Source organism: Streptomyces sp. NPDC051286 (genome assembly GCF_044455345.1).
Lineage (GTDB): Bacteria > Actinomycetota > Actinomycetes > Streptomycetales > Streptomycetaceae > Streptomyces.
Map to the genome: position 1 here is coordinate 239,045 of NZ_JBITER010000003.1, position 25,965 is coordinate 265,009.

The 25,965-nt window shown below is 70.6% G+C and carries 25 protein-coding genes; 14 read left to right on the forward strand and 11 right to left on the reverse strand.

Going from position 1 to position 25,965, the window contains the following annotated elements:
- The first annotated feature begins 89 nt into the window (after positions 1 to 89).
- The 3 genes from hpt (at position 90) to folE (ending at position 3,624) form a co-directional block, all read left to right on the forward strand.
- A complete protein-coding gene (hpt, locus tag ACIBB8_RS05690) occupies positions 90 to 629 on the forward strand; it encodes a hypoxanthine phosphoribosyltransferase (protein ID WP_072487175.1) in 540 nt (179 codons plus the stop codon).
- 217 nt (positions 630 to 846) lie between these two features.
- Entirely contained in the window at positions 847 to 2,874 is a 2,028-nt protein-coding gene (ftsH, locus tag ACIBB8_RS05695) for an ATP-dependent zinc metalloprotease FtsH (RefSeq protein ID WP_398949151.1), read from the forward strand.
- A 144-nt stretch (positions 2,875 to 3,018) separates the two neighbouring features.
- The gene (folE, locus tag ACIBB8_RS05700; RefSeq protein ID WP_398949152.1) at positions 3,019 to 3,624 is read left to right on the forward strand and encodes a GTP cyclohydrolase I FolE; all 606 of its coding nucleotides are present in this window, start codon (positions 3,019 to 3,021) and stop codon (positions 3,622 to 3,624) included.
- A 41-nt stretch (positions 3,625 to 3,665) separates the two neighbouring features.
- Here folE and ACIBB8_RS05705 read toward each other — a convergent pair whose 3' ends face one another.
- The 6 genes from ACIBB8_RS05705 to ACIBB8_RS05730 form a co-directional block, all read right to left on the reverse strand.
- A complete protein-coding gene (locus ACIBB8_RS05705) occupies positions 3,666 to 4,148 on the reverse strand; it encodes a DUF3180 domain-containing protein (protein ID WP_398949154.1) in 483 nt (160 codons plus the stop codon).
- 98 nt (positions 4,149 to 4,246) lie between these two features.
- A complete protein-coding gene (folK, locus tag ACIBB8_RS05710; RefSeq protein ID WP_398949155.1) occupies positions 4,247 to 4,858 on the reverse strand; it encodes a 2-amino-4-hydroxy-6-hydroxymethyldihydropteridine diphosphokinase in 612 nt (203 codons plus the stop codon).
- Positions 4,855 to 5,214 (reverse strand): dihydroneopterin aldolase, encoded by a 360-nt coding sequence (gene folB, locus ACIBB8_RS05715; RefSeq protein ID WP_366689384.1) that lies wholly within the window; start codon positions 5,212 to 5,214, stop codon positions 4,855 to 4,857. The genes folK and folB overlap by 4 nt, the downstream gene beginning before the upstream one ends.
- Before the next feature lie 217 nt (positions 5,215 to 5,431).
- Positions 5,432 to 5,917 (reverse strand): nuclear transport factor 2 family protein, encoded by a 486-nt coding sequence (locus ACIBB8_RS05720; RefSeq protein ID WP_398949156.1) that lies wholly within the window; start codon positions 5,915 to 5,917, stop codon positions 5,432 to 5,434.
- Positions 5,914 to 6,711, reverse strand: a complete 798-nt coding sequence (gene folP / locus ACIBB8_RS05725) for a dihydropteroate synthase (protein WP_398949218.1) — start codon at positions 6,709 to 6,711, stop codon at positions 5,914 to 5,916. The genes ACIBB8_RS05720 and folP overlap by 4 nt, the downstream gene beginning before the upstream one ends.
- Before the next feature lie 93 nt (positions 6,712 to 6,804).
- Positions 6,805 to 8,646 (reverse strand): phosphatidylglycerol lysyltransferase domain-containing protein, encoded by a 1,842-nt coding sequence (locus ACIBB8_RS05730; RefSeq protein ID WP_398949157.1) that lies wholly within the window; start codon positions 8,644 to 8,646, stop codon positions 6,805 to 6,807.
- A gap of 140 nt (positions 8,647 to 8,786) precedes the next feature.
- Between ACIBB8_RS05730 and ACIBB8_RS05735 the strand changes: the two genes are divergently transcribed.
- Positions 8,787 to 9,908, forward strand: a complete 1,122-nt coding sequence (locus ACIBB8_RS05735; RefSeq protein ID WP_398949158.1) for an alpha/beta hydrolase — start codon at positions 8,787 to 8,789, stop codon at positions 9,906 to 9,908.
- A gap of 45 nt (positions 9,909 to 9,953) precedes the next feature.
- Here ACIBB8_RS05735 and ACIBB8_RS05740 read toward each other — a convergent pair whose 3' ends face one another.
- Positions 9,954 to 11,132 carry an ABC transporter ATP-binding protein gene (locus tag ACIBB8_RS05740; protein WP_398949159.1) on the reverse strand — a complete coding sequence of 393 codons (1,179 nt, stop codon included), beginning with the start codon at positions 11,130 to 11,132 and terminating at the stop codon, positions 9,954 to 9,956.
- Positions 11,133 to 11,262: 130 nt separating this feature from the next.
- On the opposite strand from ACIBB8_RS05740, the gene ACIBB8_RS05745 reads away from it, so the two are divergent.
- From ACIBB8_RS05745 to ACIBB8_RS05760, 4 genes are all read left to right on the forward strand, one after another.
- Entirely contained in the window at positions 11,263 to 11,976 is a 714-nt protein-coding gene (locus tag ACIBB8_RS05745; RefSeq protein ID WP_398949160.1) for an ABC transporter permease, read from the forward strand.
- 3 nt (positions 11,977 to 11,979) lie between these two features.
- Complete coding sequence (locus ACIBB8_RS05750; RefSeq protein WP_398949161.1) at positions 11,980 to 12,654, forward strand: ABC transporter permease; 675 nt, start codon at positions 11,980 to 11,982, stop codon at positions 12,652 to 12,654.
- 60 nt (positions 12,655 to 12,714) lie between these two features.
- On the forward strand, positions 12,715 to 13,692 hold the full coding sequence (locus ACIBB8_RS05755; protein WP_398949163.1) for an ABC transporter substrate-binding protein: 978 nt from the start codon (positions 12,715 to 12,717) through the stop codon (positions 13,690 to 13,692).
- Positions 13,693 to 13,798: 106 nt separating this feature from the next.
- On the forward strand, positions 13,799 to 14,803 hold the full coding sequence (locus ACIBB8_RS05760; RefSeq protein ID WP_398949164.1) for a hypothetical protein: 1,005 nt from the start codon (positions 13,799 to 13,801) through the stop codon (positions 14,801 to 14,803).
- Between the two features lie 30 nt (positions 14,804 to 14,833).
- On the opposite strand, the gene ACIBB8_RS05765 is transcribed toward ACIBB8_RS05760, so the two are convergent.
- Together ACIBB8_RS05765 and ACIBB8_RS05770 are read right to left on the reverse strand one after the other, a co-directional pair.
- Complete coding sequence (locus ACIBB8_RS05765) at positions 14,834 to 15,976, reverse strand: NADH-quinone oxidoreductase subunit D (RefSeq protein WP_398949165.1); 1,143 nt, start codon at positions 15,974 to 15,976, stop codon at positions 14,834 to 14,836.
- 110 nt (positions 15,977 to 16,086) lie between these two features.
- Positions 16,087 to 17,094 (reverse strand): SAM-dependent methyltransferase, encoded by a 1,008-nt coding sequence (locus tag ACIBB8_RS05770; protein ID WP_398949166.1) that lies wholly within the window; start codon positions 17,092 to 17,094, stop codon positions 16,087 to 16,089.
- A 96-nt stretch (positions 17,095 to 17,190) separates the two neighbouring features.
- On the opposite strand from ACIBB8_RS05770, the gene ACIBB8_RS05775 reads away from it, so the two are divergent.
- Positions 17,191 to 18,390 carry a sensor histidine kinase gene (locus ACIBB8_RS05775; protein WP_398949167.1) on the forward strand — a complete coding sequence of 400 codons (1,200 nt, stop codon included), beginning with the start codon at positions 17,191 to 17,193 and terminating at the stop codon, positions 18,388 to 18,390.
- A gap of 44 nt (positions 18,391 to 18,434) precedes the next feature.
- Positions 18,435 to 19,112 (forward strand): response regulator, encoded by a 678-nt coding sequence (locus ACIBB8_RS05780; RefSeq protein ID WP_398949168.1) that lies wholly within the window; start codon positions 18,435 to 18,437, stop codon positions 19,110 to 19,112.
- 135 nt (positions 19,113 to 19,247) lie between these two features.
- On the opposite strand, the gene ACIBB8_RS05785 is transcribed toward ACIBB8_RS05780, so the two are convergent.
- Complete coding sequence (locus ACIBB8_RS05785) at positions 19,248 to 20,360, reverse strand: DUF5937 family protein (RefSeq protein WP_398949169.1); 1,113 nt, start codon at positions 20,358 to 20,360, stop codon at positions 19,248 to 19,250.
- Between the two features lie 104 nt (positions 20,361 to 20,464).
- Between ACIBB8_RS05785 and ACIBB8_RS05790 the strand changes: the two genes are divergently transcribed.
- Positions 20,465 to 20,740 carry a hypothetical protein gene (locus ACIBB8_RS05790; RefSeq protein WP_398949170.1) on the forward strand — a complete coding sequence of 92 codons (276 nt, stop codon included), beginning with the start codon at positions 20,465 to 20,467 and terminating at the stop codon, positions 20,738 to 20,740.
- A gap of 124 nt (positions 20,741 to 20,864) precedes the next feature.
- Here ACIBB8_RS05790 and ACIBB8_RS05795 read toward each other — a convergent pair whose 3' ends face one another.
- On the reverse strand, positions 20,865 to 22,067 hold the full coding sequence (locus ACIBB8_RS05795) for a threonine aldolase family protein (protein ID WP_398949171.1): 1,203 nt from the start codon (positions 22,065 to 22,067) through the stop codon (positions 20,865 to 20,867).
- A 180-nt stretch (positions 22,068 to 22,247) separates the two neighbouring features.
- On the opposite strand from ACIBB8_RS05795, the gene ACIBB8_RS05800 reads away from it, so the two are divergent.
- From ACIBB8_RS05800 to ACIBB8_RS05810, 3 genes are read left to right on the forward strand one after another with little or no spacing between them, the layout of a single operon-like run.
- Positions 22,248 to 23,207 carry a Rossmann-like and DUF2520 domain-containing protein gene (locus ACIBB8_RS05800; protein WP_398949172.1) on the forward strand — a complete coding sequence of 320 codons (960 nt, stop codon included), beginning with the start codon at positions 22,248 to 22,250 and terminating at the stop codon, positions 23,205 to 23,207.
- Positions 23,204 to 24,217: a pantoate--beta-alanine ligase gene (panC, locus tag ACIBB8_RS05805; RefSeq protein WP_398949173.1), complete on the forward strand. Its 1,014-nt coding sequence runs from the start codon at positions 23,204 to 23,206 to the stop codon at positions 24,215 to 24,217. The genes ACIBB8_RS05800 and panC overlap by 4 nt, the downstream gene beginning before the upstream one ends.
- Positions 24,214 to 25,965 (forward strand): L-aspartate oxidase, encoded by a 1,752-nt coding sequence (locus ACIBB8_RS05810; RefSeq protein ID WP_398949174.1) that lies wholly within the window; start codon positions 24,214 to 24,216, stop codon positions 25,963 to 25,965. Before panC ends, ACIBB8_RS05810 begins: the two co-directional genes overlap by 4 nt.

Genomic DNA, 25,965 nt, shown 5'->3' on the forward strand with positions numbered 1-25,965 from the left:
GCTGACATGCAGGCGAGCGGCTGTGCTCGGCCGGGGCACCACCCCGGACCGGGCAGGCAAAGAAAGAGACGTGGGTGAACGAGAAGGACATGGGCACCGACCTTCAGTCGGTGCTCCTCACCAAGGAAGAGATCGACGCGAAGCTCGTCGAGCTGGCCGCGAAGATCGATGCGGAGTACGCGGGCAAGGACCTGCTCATCGTCGGCGTCCTCAAGGGCGCCGTGATGGTGATGGCGGACCTGGCGCGCGCGCTGTCCACCCCCGTCACGATGGACTGGATGGCTGTCTCCTCGTACGGCGCGGGCACCCAGTCCTCCGGTGTCGTCCGGATCCTCAAGGACCTGGACACCGACATCAAGGGCAAGCACGTCCTGATCGTCGAGGACATCATCGACTCGGGCCTGACCCTGTCCTGGCTGATGTCGAACCTGGGCTCGCGTGAACCCGCCAGCCTGGAGATCTGCACCCTGCTGCGCAAGCCGGACGCGGCGAAGGTCGCGCTCGACTGCAAGTGGGTCGGCTTCGACATCCCCAACGAGTTCGTCGTCGGCTACGGGCTGGACTACGCGGAGAAGTACCGCAACCTGCCCTTCGTCGGCACGCTCGCCCCGCACGTCTACGGCGGCTGAAGGCCCCGCAGCCCGCCTCCGGCCCGCGCACCCGACCCGGGTGCACCCCCGGGAACCCCTGACGGGTTCCCGGCGTTGGAGCCTTTGAAGGCGGGTTTGACAGACGGCCCAGGCGGTCACAGGCGACAATGCTGGGGTACCGTCCGAAGAAACAGTCTTTTCTCACAGCAGCATTTACCTACGGGCAGGAGGGACGGGGCGACTTCGCTCCGTATGGATGGACGTGAAGCGATACTTCCGTGGGCCGGTCATGTGGATCGTGCTGGCCGTCCTCGCCGTGGTCGTGTTGATGCAGGTCGTCGGCTCGTCGGGCGGCTACAAGACGGTGGACACCGGCAAGGTGATCCAGGCGATCAGCAAGAACCAGGTGGACCAGGCCAAGCTGACCACCGGCGACGAACAAATCCTCAAGATCGAGCTGAAGGACGGCCAGAAACTCGCGGGCGAGTCCGGCAGCAAGTTCCAGGCGAGCTACATCGGTGACCAGGGTGTCCAGCTCGCCGACACGCTGCAGAAGAAGTTCGAGAGCGGTGACATCGAGAAGGGTTACACCGTCTCGCCGTCGAAGCAGTCCCCGTTCATCTCGATCCTTCTCTCGCTGCTGCCCTTCGTCCTGATCGTGGTCGTCTTCCTGTTCCTGATGAATCAGATGCAGGGCGGCGGCTCCAAGGTCATGCAGTTCGGCAAGTCCAAGGCCAAGCTGATCACCAAGGACACCCCGAAGACGACCTTCGCCGATGTGGCGGGGTCCGACGAGGCCGTCGAGGAACTCCACGAGATCAAGGAGTTCCTCCAGGAGCCGGCGAAGTTCCAGGCCGTCGGCGCGAAGATTCCCAAGGGCGTCCTGCTGTACGGGCCTCCTGGTACGGGCAAGACGCTGCTCGCACGCGCCGTCGCGGGCGAGGCCGGCGTCCCGTTCTACTCGATCTCCGGTTCCGACTTCGTCGAGATGTTCGTCGGTGTCGGTGCCTCCCGGGTCCGTGACCTGTTCGAGCAGGCCAAGGCGAACGCCCCGGCGATCGTCTTCGTCGACGAGATCGACGCCGTCGGCCGGCACCGCGGTGCGGGTCTCGGCGGTGGTCACGACGAGCGTGAGCAGACCCTGAACCAGCTGCTCGTCGAGATGGACGGCTTCGATGTGAAGGGCGGCGTCATCCTGATCGCCGCCACGAACCGGCCGGACATCCTCGACCCGGCGCTGCTGCGCCCGGGCCGCTTCGACCGGCAGATCGCGGTCGACCGGCCGGACATGCAGGGCCGTCTCGAGATCCTCAAGGTGCACCAGAAGGGCAAGCCGGTCGCCCCGGACGTCGATCTCGGCGCCGTGGCCCGTCGTACGCCCGGTTTCACCGGTGCCGACCTGTCGAACGTGCTGAACGAAGCGGCGCTCCTCACGGCGCGCAGCAACCAGAAGCTGATCGACAACGAGATGCTGGACGAGGCGATCGACCGCGTCGTGGCGGGTCCGCAGAAGCGGACCCGGATCATGTCCGACAAGGAGAAGAAGATCACCGCCTACCACGAGGGCGGACACGCCCTGGTCGCGGCGGCTTCCCCCAACTCGGACCCGGTGCACAAGATCACGATCCTCTCCCGCGGCCGCGCCCTCGGTTACACGATGGTGCTGCCGGAGGAGGACAAGTACTCCACGACGCGCAACGAGATGCTCGACCAGCTGGCCTACATGCTGGGCGGGCGCGCGGCCGAGGAGCTGGTCTTCCACGACCCGACCACCGGCGCTGCCAACGACATCGAGAAGGCCAGTGCCACGGCCCGCGCGATGGTCACGCAGTACGGCATGACGGAGCGGCTCGGCGCGATCAAGTTCGGCGGCGACAACACCGAGCCCTTCCTGGGCCGGGAGATGGGCCACCAGCGCGACTACTCGGAAGAGGTCGCGGCGCTCGTCGACGAAGAGGTCAAGAAGCTCATCGAGACCGCGCACAACGAGGCGTGGGAGATCCTCGTCGAGAACCGCGACGTTCTCGACAACCTGGTGCTCCAGCTGCTGGAGAAGGAGACCCTCGGCAAGGAGGAGATCGCCGAGATCTTCGCCGGAATCGTGAAGCGTCCGGCCCGCCCGGCGTGGACCGGCTCCGCACGGCGTACGCCGTCGACGCGGCCGCCGGTGCTCTCGCCGAAGGAGCTCGCCCTCACCAACGGGGTCACCACGGCCAACGGGTCGGCCCCGGCGGACACCGCCGCGGCCACCGAGGCGATCCCTGAGGACCGTCCCGAGAGCTGACGCGGACCCCGGTGTGGCCCCTGTCACGGGGGTCCACCGACCCGGAATGGATGCCGTGCCCCCCAGGTTTTAGCCTGGGGGGCACGGCTTTTCGTATGTCTGCGCAATGTCTGCGCAGGTGACAGCTGAAGGAACGAGGCACAGATGACCGACCCGGTGACGCTGGACGGCCAGGGTTCGATCGGTGAGTTCGACGAGAAGCGGGCCGAGGCAGCGGTGCGTGAGCTTCTCCTCGCCGTCGGGGAGGACCCGGACCGGGAGGGGCTGCGTGAGACACCGGGACGGGTGGCGCGGGCGTACAAGGAGATATTCGCGGGTCTGCACCAGCAGCCCGAGGACGTCCTGACGACCACGTTCGACCTCGGCCACGACGAGATGGTGCTGGTCAAGGACATCGAGGTGTTCTCGACCTGCGAGCACCATCTGGTGCCGTTTCGTGGGGTCGCGCATGTCGGGTACATCCCGGCGACCACCGGCAAGATCACCGGCCTGTCGAAGCTGGCCCGGCTGGTCGACGTCTACGCCCGGCGCCCGCAGGTCCAGGAGCGGCTGACCACGCAGATCGCCGACTCGTTGATGAGGATCCTGGAGCCGCGCGGAGCCATCGTCGTCGTCGAGTGCGAGCACATGTGCATGTCGATGCGCGGCATCCGCAAGCCCGGGGCGAAGACGCTGACCTCGGCGGTACGCGGCCAGCTCCGTGACCCCGCGACGCGCGCCGAGGCGATGAGCCTGATCATGGCCAGCTGAGGCCCGGAGGCGGTGACGGTGGCCGGGCGGGGGGCGGAGCGTCAGGCCGAGGCGGCGCTCTTGTCGTCGTCCTTGTCCTCCGGCAGCTTGCAGACGCGCTCCAGGAACAAGGCGGCGGCGACCACCCCGATCCCGGCCAGCACCGCGAAGCCGGCGTAGATCGCCTGGTCGCGGCGGGCCGGAATGTCGAGCGAGCCGAGCAGGAAGACCCCAGTGCCGCCGTACAGGCCGGCGACCAGCGACACGACGAGGGCACTGGCCTGGCCGAAGACCACGGCGCGGGCGGCCATCAGCGGCTCGACACCCTTCGCCCCCGGGCGGCGCTCCCGCTGCGCGCGCAGCCGGGAGCGGATGGAGAGCGCCGTCGCGAGCAGGATGACGGCGATCACCGCGAGCACGATGGGCGCAGCGATCGGCACGCTCGGCAGGGTCGCGAGGGAGTCCCAGAGGCGGGCACCGCCCCAGGACAGCACGCCGGCCACGGCGAAGAGTCCGGCCAGTACTCCGAGCCGTAGTTGCCTCACCGAGAAAGCCGCCCTTCGCCGCCGGCCGACCGGGCCGTCCGCCCGTCACTCCGGCTGTCTGTTCTGTGTGCTGTGCTGACCTGCCCTGAGCCTAACGACTACTCGGGCAGGCGGAGTTCCAGATCGGTCCGGGGGCGTATGCCGTCGCGGCCGACCGTGCCGAGCAGCTCCGCCACCGGGCCGTGGCCGGGCAGCTGCGCCTCGGGGGCGACGTCGTACCACGGGGCGAGCACGAAGGCCCGCTCGTGGGCCCGGGGGTGGGGAAGGGTCAGCGCCGGGTCGTCGGAGACCACATCCGCGTACGCCACGATGTCCACGTCGATGGTGCGCGGGCCCCAGCGCTCCTCGCGGACGCGGTCGAAGGCCTCCTCGATGGCCTGGCCGCGCTCCAGGAGGGAGGACGGGGGCAGCGTCGTCTTCACGACGATCACCGCGTTGAAGTACGACGGCTGGGAGCCGGGGGCGACACCCCACGGCTCCGTCTCGTACACCGGGGACACCGCCTTGACCCGGAGGCCGGGGGTGTCCTCCAGGGCGTCGATGGCGCCCTGCAGGGTCTCCAGGCGGTTGCCCAGGTTGGAGCCGAGCGAGATCACGGCCGGTTTGGGGTTGGAGAGGGTGATGTCCGCCGCGTCGACCTGCTCGACCACGGAGGCGGGCACCGGCTGTACGGTCGGGTCGCTCTGCCCCGCGGTAGAAAATGCTGTCATGCTCGGCTCCGGGTGATGGTGATGGTCACGTCGTCGAACGGGACGGTGATCGGCGCATCCGGCTTGTGCACGACGACCTCGACCTCCTCGACGCCTTCGTGCCCCAGGCACTTCTGGGCGATGCGCTCTGCGAGTGTCTCGATCAGATCGACCGGCTCTCCCTGCACGATGTCGACGACCTCCTCGGCGACCACGCCATAGTGCACGGTCTTGGTCAGGTCGTCCTCGGCTGCCGCGGGGCGGGTGTCGAGGCCGAGAACCAGGTCGACGATGAAGGTCTGGCCCTCTTCCCGTTCCCGGGGAAAAACGCCATGGTTCCCACGGGCCTTGAGGCCGCGCAGCGCGACACGATCCACGCGAATCACTCCTGCTCTTGTTGGTCGTAGAGACACGGGGCCGCGTGCGGACGGCAAGGTGCCCTGTTTCGAATCTACCTGCGAGCGGGGACAGTGCTCGCCCGCGGGGGCTATGGACGGGACTGTGCGGGGCTGGTGGGCGCGTCCTTTACCCCGCAGCCCGGAGTTCAATCCCCCGGGGGCGTATCCGCACGGGGTCGCGCCCCCAGCAAGGGGGTCAGGAGGGCGACTCGTCCTCGTCCTCGTCCTCGTCCTCGTCCTCGGACTCGGTCAGCACCGGGGACCCGTGATGGGACCAGAGCTTCCAGCCGTCCTCGGTGCGGCGGAACACATTGGTGGCGACGACGAGTTGGCCGACCAGCGGTCCGAGCTCGCCGCCGTCCTCCGCGGGACCGCCGCTGAGGATGTTCTCGGTGCAGGTGACCAGGGCCGTGTCCCCGGTCATCGAGACCCCGACATCGGTCAGGAAGAACTGGATGTACTCGGTGTTCGCCATAATCAGGGCGTAACTGCGCAGTACCTCACCGCGTCCGCTGAGCACCGGCCAGCCGGGGTGGACGCAGGAGACCGTGAGGTTCTCGCCGGGCAGCCAGAGCCCGGAGAGCTCGTCCAGGTCGCCGCGCTCCATCGCCTCATAGAAGGCGGTGTTGGCCTGTTCGACCGCTGCGATGTCGGCGGCCACCTGTTCCTGGTCGTCGCTCACGTGGCTCCCTCGACGGCGCGGGCGACGCGGACGGCGTCGGCGGTCGCCCGGACCTCGTGGACCCGGACCGCCCAGGCGCCCGCCTGGGCGGAGAGGGCGGAGATCGCGGCGGTGGCCGCGTCGCGTTCCCGGGCGGGTGGCGGTGCGGCGCCCTCACCGGCCAGCACATGGCCGAGGAACCGCTTGCGGGAGGCGGCGACCAGCAGGGGGCGGCCCAGCGCGCGCAGTTCGTCGAGGTGGGCGACGAGGGAGAGATCGTGGGCGGCGTCCTTGGCGAAGCCCAGGCCGGGGTCGATCACGATCCGTTCGGGGGCGACACCGCCCGCGACCACCGCGTCCATCCGCGTCCGCAGTTCTGCGACGACCTCGGCGACGACGTCCTCGTACACCGCACGGCTGTTCATCGACTCGCTGAAGCCACGCCAGTGCATGACCACGAACGGCGCTCCGGCGGCGGCGACGACCGGGATCATGTCCGGGTCGGCGAGCCCGCCGCTCACATCGTTGACCAGCGCCGCGCCTGCGGCGACGGACTGCTCGGCGACCCGGGCCCGCATGGTGTCCACGGAGACCGTGATGCCTTCCTGGGCCAGCCCCCGGACGACCGGGATCACGCGCCGCAGCTCCTCGGCCTCGTCCACCCGGCTGGCACCGGGACGGGTCGACTCGCCGCCGACATCGACCAGATCGGCGCCTGCGGCGACCAGGTCGAGGCCGTGCTTGATCGCGGCCGTGGTGTCGAACCAGCGGCCTCCGTCGGAGAAGGAGTCGGGGGTCACATTCACGACACCCATGACCGCACAGCGGTCCCACTCCGGCAGGCCCTGGACCGTGCCTCGTCCACGCAACGTACTCATGCGACCAGCGTAGGCCCGTACGGAGCGGTGTTACGCCGCGCCGGCACCGCGCTCCGGTTCGGGACCCCGTGTGTGTGCGCAGGGCCGGGGCCGGGCGGCCGGGAATCGGCGGGCGAACGGACGGGGCAGCCCGACGTTGACGAAGCCCTCGGCCTGCATCGCGGCGAACGAGATCCGGGGCAGGTCGCGGCTGGTGCGGTAGACGACGAAGCGGGGCTCCCAGCGGGGCTGGAACTTGGCGTTGAACTTGTAGAGCGACTCGATCTGGAACCAGCGTGACAGGAAGATCAGGAGCCCGCGCCAGCCCCGCAGCACCGGGCCCGCGCCCAGTTTCTCGCCGCGGGCGAGCGCCGAGCGGAACATCGCGAAGTTCAGCGAGACACGTTCGATGCCGAGCCGGGGCGCGTCGTGCAGGGAGGCGACGATCAGCAGCTCGTTCATCCCGGGGTCGGCGGCGCGGTCGCGGCGCATGAGCTCCAGGGACATGCCGTCCGTGCCCCACGGGACGAAGTGGAGCACGGCCTTCAGATCGCCGTACGGGGAGTCGGCGGTGTGCTCGTCGGCCTTGTGGGCGGTGGCGATGACGCAGTCGCCGTCGGCCGGGTCGCCGATCCGGCCGAGCGCCATGGAGAAGCCGCGCTCGGTATCGGTGCCGCGCCAGTCGGCGGCGGCCCGCCGGATGCGGGCGAGCTCGGTTTCGCCGATGTCGCGGACGCGCCGGACACGGGTTTCGTAACCGTTCCGCTCAATGCGCTTCACCATCTGGCGCACGTTGCGCATCGCGCGCCCGGCGAGCGAGAAATCCGCGACATCCACCACCGCCTCGTCGCCGAGCTCCAGCGCGTCGAGCCCGGTCTCGCGGGTCCAGACCTCGCCGCCCGTCTCACTGCAGCCCATCACCGCGGGGGTCCAGGAGTGCGCCTTGGCCTCGTCCATGAAGCGTTCGATGGCGCCCGGCCAGGCCTCCACGTCGCCGATCGGGTCGCCGCTGGCCAGCATCACCCCGGACACCACGCGATAGCAGACGGCGGCCTTGCCGCTGGGGGAGAAGACGACGCCCTTGTCGCGGCGGAGCGCGAAGTGGCCGAGCGAGTCGCGGCGGCCGTGCTTGTCGAGGAGGGCCCGCAGCCGGACCTCGTCCTCCTCGGTGAGCCGGGCGGCCGGATGTTCGGGGCGGAACGCGAGGTAGATGGTCGTGACGGCGGTCAGCAGACCGAGTGCGCCGAGCGAGTAGGCCACGGTCCAGGAGGTCACTCCGGCGTACTCGACGGGGCCCTCGAAGCCGAACAGCCCGTACAGGACGTGCTGGAGACGGTCGGCGATGGAGGGGTTGCCGACGACGTGGCCGGGGTGAACGGAGACGATGATCACCCCCAGGACGAGCGAACCCGCTCCGAGAAGAACAAAGTTGGCCAGCGCCCTCCAACGGCTCCGCGGGTCGGGGAGCGCGGCGAATTCACCCCGGTGGCGGACCAGCAGACAGCAGAGCGTGAGGGAGACGAGGGTGCCGAGGATCGAGTGCCGGTAGACGAACTGCGCTGCCGCGCCTGCCGGCAGCAGGACCACGGCGGCGCGCCAGGCCCGCCGTTTGCGCCGCTTGAGACCGTGGGCGAGAAGCAGCAGCAGGACGCCTGCGCTCAGCGACAGCGCGGCGGCGAAGGGGCCGAGGGCTCCTGGAAGGACTTCGGCGAGTGTGTGCATCCGGCTGTGCCGGAAGCGCGGGAACACCCCTGCGGCGACGTCGATGAGACCGACGAGGCTGCAGGAGGCGCCGACGAGTGCCGGTACGGATTCGGGGCGCGGTCCGCGTACGAACTTGCGTACAGCGTTCGGAACCGATCCCGATTTATCCCCATCTAGCGTGATAGACATCGCTTCCCGTGGCTCCGCGAGAGATTCTTGAGTCCGTCGGCCGAAGCGGTCCGGACGATGTGCGACCTCTAGGACGAGGCTTCCGGGCGGTGGGTTCACCCACATCTCGGAAAATTCCTGACAAGAAAGCTCACCCGACCATGGGCCTCACCAGCAAAACAGTTCTGACCCTGTCCACTGTGCTGACCGTCGTTCTGTTCGCTGCCACGGTCCTGATATGGCCGAGACTGGCCCGCCGCAGTGTGCCCGCGGTGTTCGGCCGGGTCGGCCTGCTGCTGGCCACCCAGGTGATGGTCTTCACATCGGTCGGCCTGATGGCCAACAACTCTTTTCAGTTCTACGGCTCCTGGGCCGATCTCTTCGGTGGGCAGCAGGAACTGGGCGTGGTCACGGACGGGGCGGTCAGGACTCTGGCGTCGAAGAACATGGTCCGGGTCGGGATACAGCAGCCGGACGTCCCCGGTGATCTGCGCCCGACGGTGGCCGGCCGGATCGACAAGGTCGTCATCGAGGGGCGGCGGTCGAAGATCAAGAGTTCGGCGTACGTGTATCTGCCGCCGGAGTACTTCCAGCCGGAGTACGCCCACCGGAAGTTCCCCGCGGTCGTCGTCCTCACCGGCTATCCGGGCACCGCGGAGAACCTCCTGAAGGGTCTTGCGTATCCACGCACCGCACTCGATCGGGTGAAAGCCGGACGGGCACAGCCGATGATCCTGGTGATGCTGAGGCCCACGGTCGCGCCGCCGCGGGACACCGAGTGCGTGGACATAGCGGGCGGGCCGCAGACCGAGACGTTCTTCGCGAAGGATCTGCCCCAGGCGGTCTCGGACTCGTACCGGATCGGGAAGCGGGCACGGAACTGGGGCATCATCGGCGACTCGACCGGTGGGTACTGCGCACTGAAGATCGGCCTGCACCACCCGGACAGGTTCGCGGCGAGCGTCGGTCTGTCCGCGTACTACAAGGCGGCCGAGGACCCGACGACCGGTGACCTCTTCCACGGCAACCGGGCGGAGCGCGAGCGCGCGAACCTGCTGTGGTGCCTGGACCATCTGCCCCAGCCCAACTCGTCGTTTCTGGTGACGACGTCACGGCACGGCGAGGGGAACTACCGGAGTACGCAGAGGTTCATGGCGAAGGTGAAGGCGCCCGCCCAGGTCTCCTCGATCGTGCTGGACAGCGGCGGGCACAACTTCAACACCTGGCGGCGGGAGATCCCTTCGGCGCTGGACTGGCTGAGCAGCCGGCTGAGCGAGAGCTGACCGGGTGCGGCGGGCTCGTGGAGATGCCGGGCGCGTGCCGCCGGTTCAGAGCGAGCCTGCCCGGGCCACCGTCTCCACGTTCACGTCGGCGCGCGGCAGGTCCTGGGCATCCGCGTCGATCGAGCGGCGCAGCGCCTCATGGAGGCGGGCGGGGGTGAGCACCCCGAGGAACCGGCCGGTGCTCTCCTTGTCGATGACCGCGATCCAGCCCGCGTCGTGCTGCAGCATCGTGGCGAACGCCTGCTTGAGCGGGGCGCCGACGGGGAGCCACGCCTCCATGCGGCGGGCGTGTTCGCGGACCGTGCCCGTGGCCTCGGTGAGGGCGGTGCCTGCCGGGATCCAGCCGTGCAGATGGTCGTCGGCGTCCAGGACGACGGCCCAGCGCGCACCTTCGGCGCGCAGCCGCTCGGTCGCCCGGGAGAGCGGGTCGTCCAGATGGACGACGGGCGGCTGGTCGAGATCGCTCTCCTCGATGGGGGTCACGGAGAGTCGCTTGAGGCCGCGGTCGGCGCCGACGAAGTCCGCGACGTACGGGGTGGCGGGGGCGCCGAGCACGGTCGCGGGGGAGTCGAACTGCTCGATGGAGCCCTGCCCGTAGACGGCGATGCGGTCGCCGAGCCGGACGGCTTCCTCGATGTCGTGCGTGACGAACAACACGGTTTTCCGGACCTGGGCCTGGAGTTTGAGGAATTCGTTCTGCAGCCGTTCACGGACCACCGGGTCGACGGCGCCGAAAGGCTCGTCCATCAGCAGTACCGGCGGATCCGCGGCCAGTGCCCTTGCCACTCCCACGCGTTGGCGCTGACCACCGGAGAGCTGGTCCGGATATCGGTCACCATAAACGGAAGGGTCGAGTCCGACGAGGTCGAGGAGTTCGGCGGCGCGCTCGCGGCCCTTTCCCCGCTTCCAGCCCAGGAGATGAGGAACCGTCGCGGTGTTCTCCAGCACCGTCTTGTGCGGAAACAGCCCGACCTGCTGGATCACATAGCCGATCCGGCGGCGGAGCCGCACAGGGTCGATGGCGGATATGTCGTCCCCGCCGACGAATATCCGGCCCTCGGTCGGTTCGACCAGCCGGTTGACCATCTTCATGGTGGTGGTCTTGCCGCAGCCGGACGGCCCTACGAGCGTGACCAGTTCACCCTCGGCCACTTCGAAGGAAAGGTCGTCGACTGCGGTCGTGCCGTCGGCGTACCGCTTGGTGACGTGCTCGAAACGGATCATGGTTCCCCATTGTGGCGCGTGTTCTGTGAAGGACATGTTGCTGGAACACAACGGCCTCGGCGATTGTCAGTGGTCGGGGATAGGGTCGCCAGACATCAGTACGGATCGGCGACCGGGAGGTGGGGGACGGATGGCCGGACAGAACTGCCTGGTGACGAACGACTGGATCTGCGGTGAGTATCTCCGTTCCCGCAGCCAGGAGTTGACCGATGCGACTGTTCAGCACATCTGGCTCACCGCTGTCTCGGTGGTGATCGGACTCCTGGTGGCATTTCCGCTGGCGCTGCTCGCGCGCCGCAGCCGGCGTATTGCGGGACCGGTGCTCGGACTGACGACGGTGCTCTACACCGTGCCGTCGCTGGCGATGTTCTCGCTGCTGCTGCCGCTGTTCGGGCTCTCGGCCGCGCTGGTCGTCACCGGTCTGGTGCTGTATTCGCTGACCATTCTCGTACGGAACATCCTGGCCGGGCTCGAAGCCGTGCCGCAAGAGGCCAAGGACGCCGCGAAGGGCATGGGATACGGGCCGGGCCGACTCCTGTGGGAGGTCGAACTCCCGCTCGCCCTGCCCGCGGTGATGGCCGGGGTCCGGATCGCCACCGTCTCCACCATCGCGCTGACCACGGTCGGCTCGATCGTCGGCAGAGGCGGCCTCGGCAACCTCATCGAGGACGCCCTGCCGAGCTTCTTCAAGGCGCAGGTGCTCACCGCTTCGGTGCTCTGCGTGCTGCTCGCGGTGGCCGCGGACCTGCTGCTGCTCGGGGTGCAACGGCTGCTGACGCCCTGGACCCGCATACGCACGACGCGCGACGCCGTGGGTGCGGTCGCCAAGGTGAAGGCGGTCTGACCCATGGGAGTACTCGGCGAGGCCTGGACCTGGCTGACCACCGGCGCCAACTGGTCGGGGGAGAGCGGGGCGGGGCACCGGCTCGGCGAGCATCTGTACGTCAGCGGGGTGTCACTCGCGCTGGCCTGCGCGATCGCGCTGCCGGTCGCTCTGTACCTGGGGCACATCGGGAAGGGTGGCGCACTGGCCGTGAACCTCTCCAATGTGGGGCGGGCGATCCCGGTCTTCGCGGTGCTGGCCCTGTTCATGGTGTCGCCGCTGCGCAACGCCGGTTATGTGCCGACGATCAGTGCGCTGGTCCTGTTCGCTGTGCCGCCGCTGCTGACCAACGCCTATGTCGGGATGACGGAGGTGGACCGGTCGGTGGCCGAGGCGGCGCGCGGCATGGGGATGTCGGACGGCCAGCTCTTCGTACGGGTCGAGCTCCCGCTCGCCTACCCGATGATCATGACCGGTCTGCGCTCGGCGGCGGTCCAGGTGATCGCCACGGCGACGATCGCCGCCATGGTCGGTCAGGGCGGGCTCGGCCGCATCATCACCGCCGGCTTCAACACGTACAACACACCACAGGTGGTTGCCGGAGCGCTGCTCGTCGCCGTGCTCGCCCTGGCGGTGGAGGCCGTGCTGGTGGGGCTGGACCGGGCCCTGTCGCCGCTCCGCCGCCGCCGGACCGCCTGACCCATCCGATTTGCCCGACACGACTTGTAATCAGCCCTGTTGCTGTGGACGGAGAACATCATGAGCAAGACTTCGCGCATAGCGGGCGCGGTCATCGGCATGGTCGCGCTGGCCGGCTCGCTCGCCGCCTGCGGCGGCGACAGCCTGGAGAAGGACAAGGGCGGCTCCGCCGCGTCCGGTGACTCGGGGAAGAAGGGCTCGCTCGTCGTCGGCGCCGCGGCCTTCACCGAGTCCAAGGTGCTCGCCGAGCTGTACGCACAGATCCTCGGCGAGACCGGATACAACACCTCGGTCACCACGGTGAAGAACCGCGAACTGTACGAGCCGTCCCTGGAGAAGGGCGAGATCGACGTCGTACCCGAATACGCCGCGACGATCGCCGAATTCCTCAACGCCAAGGCGAACGGCGCGAAGACGGCCGAGAAGAATCCGGTCGCCTCCGGTGACGCGGCGGCCACCACCGCCGCGCTGGAGAAGCTCGCCGCCCCGCGCGGACTGAAGGTGCTCCCGTACGGCGAAGCGGTCGACCAGAACGCGTTCGCGGTGACCAAGGAATTCGCCGACAAGAACAAGCTCAAGTCCCTTTCGGATCTGGGTGCGTCCAAGCTGAAGGTGAAGATCGCGGCGGGTGACGAGTGCGAGGTGCGGCCCTTCTGCGCACCGGGTCTGAAGAAGACGTACGGCATTGATGTCACCGGTATCGACCCGAAGGGAGTCGGCACCCCGCAGTCCAAGCAGGCCGTCAAGGACGGCAAGGACCAGCTGGTCCTCACGACCACCACGGACGCGGTGCTGGACAGCTTCGACCTGGTGTTCCTGGAGGACGACAAGAAGCTCCAGAATGCGGACAACGTCATTCCGGTTCTCAATGCCAAGGACGCCGGAGCACAGGACATTGCCGATGCGCTCGGCAAGCTCACCAAGACGCTCACCACCGAGGACCTCGCGGAACTGAACCGCAAGGTCGACGCCGAGCGTGCCAAGCCGGCCGATGTGGCCAAGGACTATCTGCAGTCGAAAGGTCTGATCAAGAAGTAGGAAGGGACCGCTTCGGGGGCCGCCGGGTATCCCGCCAGGTAACCGCCGTGGAACAGATTGCCGGGCGGCCTCCCAAGCGACCCGTACACACGGTAAATTTCAGGCCATGCCACGTGGACGTCATCGCCATTCGCCACCTCTGCACAGAATCCTTCCGCCTTCGGTCGTTGCCGGAGCGTCGGTCGTCTGTGCTGCGGGCGCCTGGCTCCTCGCCGAGCCCCTGGTCCTGCGCGGACTGGTCGCCGTCGCGGCGGCCGCCGCCGTCACCGGTGCGTATCTGATGCGCTCCTGGGACCAGGAGGCCGGCCGTCGCGTCGCGGAACTGATGCGTGCCCGCGCAAACGACGAATGGAAGACCGAGGAGCGCATCGCGGAGCTCGAGGCCGACCTGGAGGAGTCGCGGGCCCTGCGCGTCCGGCTGGAGACGAAGCTGCGCCGCAAGCGTGTGGAGCTCGCCGGTCTGCGCGGCGAGCACGCCGCACTGCTGCGCCGTTACGCCAACGCCGAGACCGAGCGGGCCAGCGCGCTGGAGGGACGCAGGCAACTCGCGCTCGAAGCAGCCGCCTCGCCCCAGGAACTGCCCACCGGCCGCTCCACGCCGACACCGGCGGCGTATGCGCGCGCCGCCCAGGCCCTGCAGGAGCTCACCCGCAACGCCGCGCTCCAGGAGGCCCGCCGCACCGCCGAGCAGGCCAGGAAGCGCGATCTCGCGGAGCGCGCCCCGGAAGCGGAGGAGCGCAAGGGGAAGCACGCGGCGGCCGCTGCCGAGCAGCACCGCCGCCCGTCAGCCGCCCTGCCTCAGGCCCGCCCGTCCACCGCGCTCCCCGCGCCGCGCGTCGTCCCGGCAGCCAGTGCGGTCGTTCCGCACGCCGCGTCCCGCCGTCATCCGGTGCCGCAGGGCAGCTTCGACTTCTTCGGTACGCAGAAGGAGCGCGCCGCAATCGAGTCCGTGCAGAACGAGGACCTCGCGGATGTGGTCGGCGAGGAGGCGCTGGCAGTGCACCGCACGAGGACGGCGCAGAACCGCGCCGTCGGCAAGGTCATCGACCTGACCGCGCACGACGAGACGGAGCAACTGGACGTCGTGGAGCTGCGCAGCGCGATCTCGTAGGCCCTGTCCTGCCGCCGGTCGTCGGCGGAGCTACTTGTCGATGTCGCCGACGACGAAGAACAGCGAGCCCAGGATCGCGACCATGTCGGCGACGAGCGTGCCCGGCAGCAGCTCGGTGAGCGCCTGGATGTTGTTGTACGAGGCGGAGCGGAGCTTCAGCCGGTACGGGGTCTTCTCGCCCTTGGACACCAGGTAGTACCCGTTGATCCCGAGCGGGTTCTCGGTCCAGGCGTAGGTGTGGCCCTCGGGGGCCTTCAGTACCTTGGGCAGCCGCTGGTTGATCGGACCGGGCGCCAGCCCGGCCATCCGGTCCAGGCAGGCGTCCGCCAGGTCCAGCGAGTTGTGGGTCTGTTCCAGCAGGCACTCGAACCGGGCCAGGCAGTCGCCCTCGGTGCGGGTGACGACCTTGAGGGTGTCCTGCAGCTCCCCGTACGCCAGATACGGCTCGTCGCGCCGCAGATCGAAGTCGACCCCGGAGGCGCGGGCGATCGGCCCGGACACCCCGTACGCGTGCACGGTCTCGGCGGACAGCACACCGACACCGCGGGTACGGCCCCGGAAGATCTCGTTGCCGAGCACCAGCCGGTCGTACACGTCCATCCGTGACCGGACCGAAGCGACGGCGTCCCGGGCGCGGCCGAGCCAGCCCGCCGGAAGGTCCTCCTTGAGACCGCCGACCCGGTTGAACATGTAGTGCATCCGGCCGCCGGAGACCTCCTCCATCACGGCCTGGAGCTCCTCGCGTTCCCGGAAGGCGTAGAACACCGGGGTGATGCCGCCCAGTTCGAGCGGGTACGAGCCGAGGAACATCAGGTGGTTCAGCACCCGGTTCAGCTCGGCAAGCAGCGTCCGCGTCCAGACCGCGCGCTCCGGGACCTCCATGCCGAGCATCCGCTCGACAGCCATCACCACACCCAGTTCGTTGGAGAAGGCCGACAGCCAGTCGTGACGGTTGGCGAGCATCACGATCTGCCGGTAGTCGCGCGCCTCGAAGAGCTTCTCCGCACCGCGGTGCATATAGCCGATGACCGGCTCGGCGTGCTGGATCCGCTCACCGTCGAGCACGATCCGCAGACGGAGCACGCCATGTGTCGAGGGGTGCTGCGGCCCGATGTTGAGCACCATGTCGGTGCTCTCCGCCGCGCCACCGATGCCGACCGTCGTCTCCGTCATACGGCCAGTATTCCCTGCGTGCCGCACAGCGCGCTCCGGGCCCCGGGCTTTCCGGCCCGTCCGGCACCCCGGCCGCGTTGCCTCCGGGGCGCTGCCGCGGAGCCTGCTCGTCAAACGCCGGTGGGAGTCGACACGCTCGCCCCGACGCGTTGCATCAGCCACCCGAAATCGCCCAGCCCGCCCCGTGCGGTCAGTTCGGCCGCCTCGCCCGCCGACGCCAGCGCCCGCACATACGCCGCCGGGTCGGTCGAGGCGAGTGCGAGCGACGGCCGCTCCCCGCTGACCCCCAGCCCCCGCAGCGCCTCCCGCTGATCCACCACCTCCGGCTCCGTCCCGCCCCTCGCACCCGCCGCCGCGCACGCGTCCAGCGCCACATGCGAGGTCAGGTCACAGCTGCCGTCCGGCACCGGCCGTACCTCGCGCCCGGCCCGGAAACCGGTCAGCGTGCCGAACGGCGGCCGGGCCTCCCGTGCGTGGGCGTAGTCGACCGCCACCGCGAGCCCTTCGGACAAGGTGGCGACCGCCCGCGCCCACGCCTCGTCGCGCGGCCGCCCGATCTCCGCGCGGCTGCCGGGACCGGCCGACGGCCACCAGCGGCGCAGCCACTCGGCGTCCGCTCCGGTCACCGGTGCGCCCAGCCGTTCCGTGCCGTCCGCCGTCCGGACAAGCACATACCGGTCGACGCCGTCCGCGTCGGTCTCCGCGACCGGCGTCGGCACGTTGTCCAGCCACTCGTTGGCGAACAGCAGCCCCCGCACCCCCCGCGGCGGCTCGGCGCACCACTCGATCCGGGGGTCAAGCCCCGGCGGCCGGGCGGCGATCTCCACCGCGTACGCCCGTACCGCGAGCCCCGCCGGGGCGATGCCCGGCAGCGCCGCCAGCACCCCCGTCAGCAGCTCGCCCCGCCCGGCCCCGAGATCGACCAGATCGACCCGGTCCGTTCCCAGCTCCCGCGCCGTCGCGGTCAGCAGCCTGGCCACGGCGGCGGCGAACAGCGGCGAGGCATGTACGGAGGTACGGAAATGCCCGGCAGGCCCCTCGGAGCTCCGGTAGAACCCCCCGTCCCCGTACAAAGCGGCCTGTGCCGCCTCCTGCCACCCACGCCACTCATCCGTCACGGAGCCAAGTCTCCACCCTGGGGAGTATGGTCCCCGGAACCGGATCGGCCCTTCGGCTGACCCAGTCACCTGTCGGCCTTCCCTACGCTGGATCACGTGCAGCGCCTCTACGACTTCATCCGCAGACACCCGACGGGCGTCGACATCTTCTGGGCTGTCGTCCTCCTCGGTCTCTCCGGCGTGTCCGTGGTGGCCGACTCGAGCCGCGGATCGGAGCGGCTCCCCGCCGTGCCGGTCATCATCGGCCTCTGTCTGGTCGTCGCGCTGCGCCGCAGGGCACCGGAGAAGATGCTGCTGCTCGCCGTCGCGATGGGCGTCGCGCAGCTGGCGTTCGGTGTCAGACCGAGCGTCGCGAACTTCGCCATGCTGGTGATCACTTTCACCGTGGCCACGGTCGGTGAGCGCTGGGCCTCCCGGCTCGCGCTGGTCTGCAGTCTCTGCGCGGCCGGGATCTCACAGGTGCGCTGGCCGAACGAGATGCGGGGCGGCTGGGCGCAGGAGATCTTCGTCGTCGTCGTCATGACGGTGCCGTTCGTGCTCGCCTGGGTGCTCGGCGACTCGATGCGGACCCGGCGGGCGTACTTCGACCAGCTGGAGGAGCGCGCTGCCCGTCTGGAACGGGAGCGCGAGGCGCAGTCGAAGGTCGCGGTGGCCGCCGAGCGGGCCCGTATCGCCCGCGAACTGCACGATGTCGTCGCACACAACGTCTCCGTCATGGTGGTGCAGGCCGACGGTGCGGCGTACGTGATGGACGCGGCGCCGGACCAGGCCCGGCAGGCCCTGGAGACCATCTCCAGCACCGGCAGGCAGGCCCTCGCTGAGATGCGCCGGCTGCTCGGCGTGCTGCGGACCGGCGACGCCCGGGAGAGCGGGGAGTACGTCCCGCAGCCCGACGTCGAGCAGATCGAGGAACTGATCGAGCAGGTCAGGCAGACCGGCCTGGCAGTGGATTTCAAGATCGAGGGCACCCCGCGCCCGCTCCCCAGCGGGGTCGAGCTGACCGCGTACCGCATCGTGCAAGAGGCCCTGACCAACACCCGCAAGCACGGGGGCCCGGACGCCGGGGCGAGTGTGCGGCTGGTCTACTTCGACGACGGGCTCGGGCTGCTGGTCGAGGACGACGGCCGGGGCGCCGCGCACGAACTGTACGAGGACGGCGGCGCCGACGGTGCGGGCCACGGCATGATCGGCATGCGCGAGCGGGTCGGCATGGTCGGCGGCACGCTCGACGCCGGGCCGCGCCCCGGCGGCGGTTTCCGGATCAGCGCGCTGCTGCCGCTCAAGCCCGCCCACTAGCCGGCCGACCCTTGCTGGACAGGAAACAGGAGACAAGGACCCTCATGGCGATCCGCGTGATGCTCGTCGACGACCAGGTGCTGCTGCGCACCGGTTTCCGGATGGTGCTCGCAGCCCAGCCGGACATGGAGGTCGTCGCCGAGGCCGGCGACGGCGCGGAGGCGATCGAGAACCTTCGTTCCACCGCCGTGGACGTGGTGCTGATGGACGTCCGCATGCCGAGGCTGGACGGCGTCGAGGCGACCCGGCGCATCTGTGGCATGCCCGATGCGCCCAAGGTGCTCATCCTGACCACCTTCGACCTCGACGAGTACGCCTTCTCCGGACTGAAGGCGGGGGCCAGCGGCTTCATGCTCAAGGACGTGCCGCCGGGCGAACTGCTCGCCGCGATCCGTTCCGTGCACAGCGGAGACGCGGTCGTCGCCCCGTCCACCACGCGGCGACTGCTCGACCGCTTCTCGCCCTTGCTGCCGAGCAGCGGCGACGAACCGCAGCACAAGGACGTCGGCAAGCTCACCGAACGCGAACGCGAGGTGATGCTGCTGGTGGCGCAGGGCCTGTCGAACGGCGAGATCGCGGCACGCCTGGTGCTGTCCGAGGCGACGGTGAAGACGCACGTCGGCCGCATCCTCACCAAGCTGAACCTGCGCGACCGGGTGCAGGTCGTCGTCCTCGCGTACGAGACGGGGCTGGTGCGGGCCGGCGGGGGCGGGGCGGGCTGAACCGGCATCGCGGCCTCGCCGCGGGACCGTACGGGCTCAGAGCCTGTCGGGCGACCTCTGATCGGGCGGACGAAGGTCACCCGACAGGCTCTCAGGCACAGGCGGCTGGACCGGGCCCACGGCGCCCGGTGCCGCTCACCGCAGCACACCCTCCAGGAAGTCGCTGCCGAGCCGGGCCACCACGGTCAGGTCCAGCTGGTGCAGTACGTAGCGGCCGCGGCGTCGCGTGGTGACCAGGCCGGCCTTCTTCAGCACCGAAAGATGCCGGGAGACCTCGGGTGCCGTGATGCTGTGCGAGTCGGCGAGTTCACCGGTGGTGTACGGGGAACGGGCGAGGTTGCGGCACAGGCGCATCCGCAGGGGGTGGGCCAGCGCCTCCATCCGCAGCTGCAGAAGCTCGACGGAGGCGGGGGACGGCAGCTCCGGGCGGTGCACCGGGTAGTGGATCACCGGGCGCCAGCCGGGTGCGTGCAGCACCATCAGATGCGGCCAGCCGAAGCTGGACGGGATGAGGGTCAGCCCGGCGCCGATGGACGGGTTGGTCGCGGTGGTCGAGCCCTCGGTCATCTTGTCGACGCTGATCCGGCTGCCGCTCTCGTCGAGCGAGAGCGCTGCGGACACCGCGCCCAGCGCCTCACCGGCGCCCTTGCGGCGCAGCAGATCCGTCTTGTGCCGGGCGTCGGCGACCAGCTGGACCTGGACCCGGCGCCAGGTGTCCGCGAAGAACGCCTCGTCGCAATCCTCGAAGAGGCGCCGGAACCAGCGGCGTACGGGGGCGGGGTCGGCCAGCAACTGCTGGGTGAACTCCACCTGCCGCGGACCGCGCGCCGCCGCCATGTCCAGGGCGCGGGCGCGCATGCCCGGGTCGCTGAGCGGGGAGGGGGCGCCGATCCCGTACAGGCTGGCGCAGGTGAACTCCAGGGCGGAGGTGACGAACCGCTCGTCGTCCAGCCGGTCGAGGATGTCGAGGTCCTCGGCGAGCGTCGCCCCGGTCCTGCCGTCACCGCCGCGGACCCCGGCGAACGCCATGAAGACGTCCGAGAACGTGTTCCGCCACAGGAACTCGGCCTCGTGGAGCCGGTCGGCCAGGTCCGGTTCCAGCGCACTTCCGGTCGCCGTCGCCCAGCCGTGCAGGCCGGGGTGGTGCCCCGGCTCGGCGAGCGCATGCAGCGCGAGCCCCAGTTCGGCGAGGGGCGAAGTCTCGAAGACGATGCGTTCGGACGGCAGTCCCGCGATGTCGATGTTCACGCTCACCCCTCCATAGTGCGGGGTGCGGAGAGAGCGTCACGCGCCATTTGACGGTGGTTGTCAATCGACGGGCCAGACCCGCCGGAGCGGCCCAGGCTGAGGTCATGGACGCGATGCACCAACACATGATCGACAGCTACCGCGCAGCTCAGCACGGGGAAGCGCCGCCGCCACTGCCTGGCCGGCACGACTGGGAGGTCGTGCGGCAGGCCCGCGACGCCCGCCGCTTCGAAGCGGTGATCGAAGGCCGCCCGGCGCACCGCCGCTGGAGAACGGCCCTCCGAGAACGCGTCGCCCGCCGCCTGCCGGGCACCGTCGGCCGGTCCGGCAGCCCCGCCCGGCCCGTCGGTCCCGGCACTCCCGGCCCGTCCGGCGTGTGAGGACGGAACGGGTGCTCGGACGACCGGGGCGCCCGCTGACCGGGGGTGGTCCTGGCGCCACCAGTCGGCCCGTCCGGCGGTCGAGGACGGAAAGGCCCCCCGGACGCCCCGGCACCCGCCTCCTCTAAGCCAGCCGCCGCACGAACTCCCCCACCGCTTCCCGCACGTCCCGTTTCGTCCACTCCAGCCCCGCCTCCGCCACCGTGACCTCCGTGTACGACGTCCCGGGCGGCCCCGCGGCGGCCGGGTGCCATCTGCGGAAGAGCGCCACGCCCGTCTCCTCCGCCTGCCGCACCGCCGCCTCCGTCAGGACTTCCGCCGGATACGGCAGCCATACCTGGAACTGCTGCGTGTGAGGCGGCTCCGGATGCACCCGGAACCACGGCACCGCGGACTCCGCGAACCCCTCGGTCAGCGCCCCGGCCACCACCTTCGCCTGCGCCACGTACGAAGCCAGTTTCGGCAGCTCCCGTTCCAGGCCGATCAGCGCGGCCAGTGCCGCCGGGAACTGCTGGAAGAGCTGCCCGCCGTACCGGTGGCGCCAGGTGCGCGCCTCCTCGATCAGGGACTCGGGACCGGCGAGCGCCGCCCCCGACAGCCCGCCGAGGCTTTTGTAGAACGACACGTACACGCTGTCCGCCAGCGCCGCGATCTCCGGCAGCTCGCGCCCGAACCGAGGGGCGCACTCCCACAGCCTCGCGCCGTCTATGTGCACCACCGCATCACGTTCGCGCGCGGCCGCCACCACGGCCTCCAGCTCCTCCCACTCCGGCAGGACGAAACCGGCGTCGCGCAGCGGCAGCTCCAGCATCAGCGTGCCGAACGGCTCGGCGAAGTCGCGGATCTCCTCCGCGGTGGGCAACCGCGGCGCGGACGTCGGGTGGACGGTTCGCAGCCCGCTCACCACCCCCAGCGCGCCACGCTCGTGCACCTCGGGGTGGGCGAGCGGGTGCAGCGCCACGGTCGGATTGCCGGTGCGCCCCGCCCAGCAGCGCAGGGCTACCTGCTGTGCCATCGTTCCGGTCGGGAAGAACGCCGCCGCCTCCATGCCCAGCAGCCCGGCGATCCGCGTCTCCAGCTGGGCGACGACGCCGTCGCCGTAGATGTCCACGGGCTGGTCCGGGTCGGAGACGGACGCGGCGTGCGCGGCGAGGTCGGCCAGCTGTTCTCCGAGGGTGCGGTCGACCTGCGGCCGCGCCAGGACCCGCTCGGCCCGCCGCCAGGCGCCGATCCAGCGAAGGCGCTCTGCCTGTTCGCCGACCGGGGAGCCATCATCCCGTCCCTCGTCGCGTACCTGCACCTGCACCTGCTCTTCCGTGTCTGCCATGGGACGATCATCACGCAGAACGCCGCCCCGCCCATACCATTTCGCGGCCCCTGCCCCGCCGGCGATCCACGTGTTCGTCCACAGCCTGTGGACGGCCGGGAGCCCGGACGAAACGCTGGCGTAGCATGCAAAGAAATCGTCCGGTACCCCCCGCGGACTGGAACGGAAGGCCATCGCCGCGTGAACGCAACAACACCCAGGGAGCCCCTCGACGCGAGGGACCGCCCCGCCCGCCTCACCGTCGGCGTCGTGGGCGCGGGCCGCGTCGGCCCCGCCCTCGCCGCATCCCTGCAGCTCGCCGGACACCGCCCGGTCGCCGTCTCGGGTGTCTCCGACGCGTCCGTGCGCCGCGCCGCCACGCTTCTGCCCGATGTGCCCCTCGTGCAGCCCGCAGAGGTGCTCGCCCGCGCCGAGCTGGTGCTGCTGACCGTCCCCGACGACGCCCTGCCCGGCCTGGTCGAGGGCCTCGCCGAGACGGGCGCGGTCCGCCCGGGACAGCTGATCGTCCACACGTCGGGGCGCTACGGGACCCGGGTTCTGGACCCCGCGCTGCGGGCCGGCGCCCTGCCGCTCGCCCTGCACCCGGCGATGACGTTCACCGGCACCGCTGTCGACGTACAGCGGCTGGCCGGCTGCTCCTTCGGAGTCACCGCCCCCGAGGAGTTGCGGCTCGCCGCCGAGGCTTTGGTCATCGAGATGGGCGGCGAACCCGAATGGATCGCGGAGGAGTCCCGCCCGCTCTACCACGCGGCGCTCGCCCTCGGCGCGAACCACCTGGTCACCCTGGTCGCCCAGTCGATGGAGCTGCTGCGAACGGCAGGGGTCGCGGCCCCCGACCGGATGCTCGGCCCGCTCCTCGGCGCCGCACTCGACAACGCGCTGCGCTCCGGTGACAACGCGCTGACCGGCCCGGTGGCCCGCGGCGACGCAGGCACGGTCGCCGCGCACATCGGCGAGCTGCGCAGGCACGCACCGCAGACCGTGGCCGGTTACCTTGCCATGGCCCGTGCCACCGCCGACCGGGCGCTCGCGCACGGCTTGCTCAAGCCGGAACTGGCGGAAGACCTGCTCGGCGTCCTGTCCGACGGCGGGACCGGTGCGGACGGCGCGGGCAGCACAGGACCGGGAGGGATCCGATGAACACGACCGAAGCGACCACGCTGCTGCGTACGGCGGCCGAACTCGACGCGTTCGGCACACGCACGGGGCCACGGGCCCTCGTCATGACGATGGGCGCCCTGCACGAGGGCCACGCCACCTTGATCCGTGCCGCACGCACCGCCGCGGGCCCGGACGGCCAGGTCGTCGTCACCGTCTTCGTCAATCCGCTGCAGTTCGGTGAGGCGGCGGACCTCCACCGCTACCCCCGTACCCTGGACGCCGATCTCGCCGTCGCGGGCGCGGCCGGCGCCGACGCGGTCTTCGCCCCGTCCGTCGACGAGGTCTACCCCGGCGGCGAACCGCAGGTCAGGATCAACGCGGGCCCGATGGGCGAGCGTCTGGAAGGCGCGTCCCGCCCCGGACACTTCGACGGGATGCTGACCGTCGTCGCCAAGATGCTCCACCTCACCCGCCCCGATGCGGCGTTCTTCGGACAGAAGGACGCCCAGCAGCTGGCGCTGATCCGGCGCATGGTGCGCGATCTGAACTTCCCGGTGGAGATCGTCGGCGTGGAGACGGTCCGCGAGGCCGACGGCCTCGCGCTCTCCAGCCGCAACCGTTTCCTCGACGCCGAGGAGCGTCACACCGCCCTCGCTCTCTCCCGGGCCCTGTTCGCCGCCCGGGACCGGCTGGCCGCCCAGCAGGCGCTGCACGCCCGCGCCCAGACCACTACGGCAACGACGGGCCGGGCCGCCGCCCTCACCCGCCTCGGCGAGGTCCGCGCGGCCGCCGACACCCAGGCGGTGGCCTGGGCCCGGCCCGACGACGGACCCGCGGCGGTACGCGCAGCCGCACGCACGATCCTCGACGACGCGGCCGTCGCGCAGCCCCCGCTCGCACTGGACTATCTGGCGCTGGTGGACCCCGCTGACTTCACCGAGATCCCCGATGACCGGACCACCGGTGACGCGATCCTCGCCGTTGCCGCACGGGTGGGTGCCACCCGACTCATCGACAACATCCCGCTGACCTTCGGAGCCGACACGTGACCGGAATACGGCTGACCGCCCCCGCCCCCGGCTGGGCCATCGACGCGGATGTCGTGGTGGTCGGCTCCGGCGTCGCCGGCCTCACCACCGCGCTGCGCTGCGCGGCCGCGGGCCTCGCCACCGTCGTCGTCACCAAGGCCCGCCTCGACGACGGCTCCACCCGCTGGGCGCAGGGCGGCATCGCCGCGGCGCTCGGCGAGGGAGACACCCCCGAACAGCACCTGGCCGACACCCTGGTCGCGGGCGCGGGCCTGTGCGACGAGTCCGCGGTGCGGACCCTGGTCACCGAAGGCCCCGACGCCGTACGCCGCCTGATCGAGACCGGCGCGCACTTCGACACCACCGACACCGGCGACATCGCGCTCACCCGCGAGGGCGGCCACCACCGCCGCCGTATCGCCCACGCGGGCGGGGACGCGACGGGCGCAGAGATCTCCCGTGCCCTGGTCGAGGCGGTCCGCTCCGCCGCCCTCCACACCGTGGAGAACGCCCTGGTGCTGGACCTGCTGACGGACGCCGAAGGGCGTACCGCGGGCGTCACCCTGCACGTCATGGGCGAGGGCCAGCACGATGGCGTCGGCGCGGTCCACGCCCCCGCGGTGGTCCTTGCCACCGGCGGCATGGGCCAGGTCTTCTCCGCCACCACCAACCCGCCGGTCTCCACCGGCGACGGTGTGGCGCTCGCCCTGCGGGCCGGTGCGGAGGTCTCCGACCTCGAGTTCGTCCAGTTCCACCCGACGGTCCTCTTCCTCGGTGCGGACTCCGAGGGCCAGCAGCCCCTCGTATCGGAAGCGGTACGGGGCGAGGGCGCCCATCTCGTCGACGCGTCCGGCACGCGGTTCATGGTCGGACAGCACGAACTGGCGGAGCTGGCCCCCCGCGACATCGTCGCCAAGGCCATCACCCGCCAGATGCAGCTGCACGGCACGGAGCACATGTATCTCGACGCTCGCCACTTCGGCGCCGAGATGTGGGAGCAGCGGTTCCCCACGATCCTGGCGGCCTGCCGCGCCAACGGCATCGACCCGATCACCGAACCCGTCCCGGTGGCGCCCGCCGCGCACTACGCCTCCGGCGGCATCCGCACCGACCTGCGCGGCCGGACGACGGTCCCGGGCCTGTACGCGTGCGGAGAGGTCGCCTGCACGGGCGTGCACGGCGCGAACCGGCTGGCGTCCAACTCGCTCCTGGAGGGGCTGGTCTTCGCCGAGCGCATCGCTGCGGACATCGTTGCGAACGGTCCGCGCACCGCACAGGCACCGGCCGCCGACATGCCGGCCGCCGTACTCCCTGCCCCCTCCCCGCTTCTTGCCCCCGAGGTGCGGCCGCAGATCCAGCGGATCATGACCCAGGGCGCCGGAGTCCTCCGTTCCGCAGTCAGCCTCGCCACCGCCGCCGACGAGCTGGAGGCCCTGCACCGCAGCGCCGCCGTCGACGCCGAGGCGGCCGAGCCCAAGGTCGCGGTGCCCGGCGTCGAGGCATGGGAGGCCACCAACCTCCTCCTCGTCTCGCGCGTCCTGGTCGCTGCCGCCCGGGAGCGCGAGGAGACCCGCGGCTGCCACTGGCGCGAGGACCGGCCCGAGCGCGACGACGAGACCTGGCGCCGCCACCTCGTAGTCCGGCTCACCCCCGACCGGCAGCTGGTCCTGGCCCGTACGGAATCCGAGGCATTCCCGCCCGTACGCGCGACGGGGGCACCAGACTGCGCAACAGCACCCACGAACCACCCCACTCCCGAGGAGCCGTAA